Below are 1910 nucleotides of genomic sequence, written 5' to 3'. Positions count from 1 at the left end.
ACGCGCTCTCTGTAATTTCAATTTCCAGGCGGCGCGGACCAAAGCCGGTTTGCTCTAGGATCGATATAATGCGCTCTCCAAGCGCGGAATCCCGCAACTGAACAGGCGAAATGTTGAAGGCAAGCGAGAACGTCTTCGGCCACGCAGTGGCATCAAGACACGCGCGGCGAAAAACCTGATCTCCAAGAGCGTTGATGAGGCCAGTTTCTTCTGCAATTGGAATAAACACGTCGGGCGGGATATGCCCTAATGTCCTGTTTTCCCAACGGGCCAGCGCCTCGAACCCGACGATGCGATTACTTACGAGTGAAACAACCGGCTGGTAATGGGGCTCGATAATGTGCGTTGCGATAGCGCTCCGAAGCTCACGCTCAATATTGATGCGCCGCTCGACATGCATGTCCATGTCCGGTTCGAAAAAGCGAACAGGCGACCTGCCGTCGCTCTGCGCGCGATAAAGCGCGCGTTCTGCGCGCCTGACCAATTCGTGGGGGTTGACGCCATCAAGCGGAGCGATGGCGATGCCAATGCCAAGACTAAGCTCGGCTGCGCCAGTCTCAATCGCGAGAGTATCGGCGGCGGACGCCACCATACGGCGCGCGAGGTTGGCGGGATCTTCGAGGGAGCTAATGCTGGGCAGGACGATCCCGAATTCGTCGCCTCCGATCCTCGCCAGGAGGCCATCCTTGCGCAAGATGTCGATAAGCCTTGTGGCAAATTCGCAGACTGCCTTGTCCACCGCTTCATGGCCGTGCGTATCCTTGATCCGCTTTAAGCCGTCGAGGCCGAGCATCAGAACAGCGACTTGATGCGTGTCGGTGGCGAGGCCAGCGCACAGATCAAGTTTCTCATCAAACAGGCGGCGGTTCGGCAAGCCAGTCAATGGATCGTGTCGCGCCAAATCGCGGACGTCCCCTTCTGCAATGGTTCGTGCGTCAATTCCGCGGGCGAGTTCTCGGTAGCGCCGAACACTAAAGATTGATAGTGCAATGCTCAGCAAGAACGCGACGAACACAATGAATATAATGTCGTCGAGTAATACCGAATCCACATAGCGCCGTCCCAGCTGCGCCAAACGGGGGGCAAGCCCATAGAGATGCGCTAAGAGTGAAGCGAGAACGACGCCGCCGAAGAGAGCAATGAAGTCCCTCGTGGCAGAACTGCGCCAATCGAAGTGCAATACGCGCAATCGTGGAGTTGGCATTCTCATCTCATTCAAACACTTCGCAGCGCGGGGTGGCCCAGTGAGGTTCTTGGCCGCAGCATGATTGTTGAGAACCAGATGTTGCGCCGATTGCCGAACTTCAGTACAGTAACGGCTTCGCAAGCAGCAATGAACCATCGGGGCGCGATAGCGGCCTCCCGCAAACGTTGTGTTCGAGCGACCGGCAAGTTCGCGCACCGAAGCAACGAGCTATATCCTGAATATGCCGCTTCAAGACTTTGAACACTCTGGAGCGCGAGCGCCAAGGGAGGGCGCTAGTTTACGTGCGATAGCAATCAGCGCGACCTAGTTCCTACTCGTTGTGCCTCCTGATCCGGACCTTCTGCCAAGTGCCTGGCGAGCGGATTGGCTCGCGGCGCGCGCCAAGGGGCGGCCGCCTTGGCGAGGTGAGGCGACCGCCAGTTGAGCGCTCGATGGAACGACGGCTGTCACGCGACGCTGTTGTAGCAAGCAACGACATGACAGCTCCCGGCAGCAACCTATTGTGGTGCGAATCTACCTGCAAATGTTGCAATGGATGGACCATGACCGAATAGTTGTTAGTGGAGTTGCGGCTTTGGGGGATGTCCCGGGTTCTGTTGAATTTCTGAAGAGGTCGGCGTTGCTCACCTTGAGCCGGTAGGCTCGGGGTGCTGATTCCACAAAGGAGAGCAACGCCATGACGAGAGATATCACACCGGCTGGT

Annotated in this window: 1 protein-coding gene; it reads right to left on the bottom strand. The window is 57.4% G+C overall.

The genetic code is table 11. The features are described from left to right. On the bottom strand, window positions 1-1204 hold a 1204-nt coding region (locus tag I6F21_RS37455), incomplete at its 3' end, for a diguanylate cyclase (protein ID WP_225184347.1). Between the last annotated feature and the right edge of the window lie 706 nt (window positions 1205-1910).

This window comes from Bradyrhizobium sp. NBAIM03, from assembly GCF_020194055.1.
Taxonomy (GTDB): domain Bacteria; phylum Pseudomonadota; class Alphaproteobacteria; order Rhizobiales; family Xanthobacteraceae; genus Bradyrhizobium; species Bradyrhizobium yuanmingense.
The sequence above is the reverse complement of the archived record's forward strand: the minus strand, read 5'-3'. Positions and strand labels throughout refer to the sequence as shown.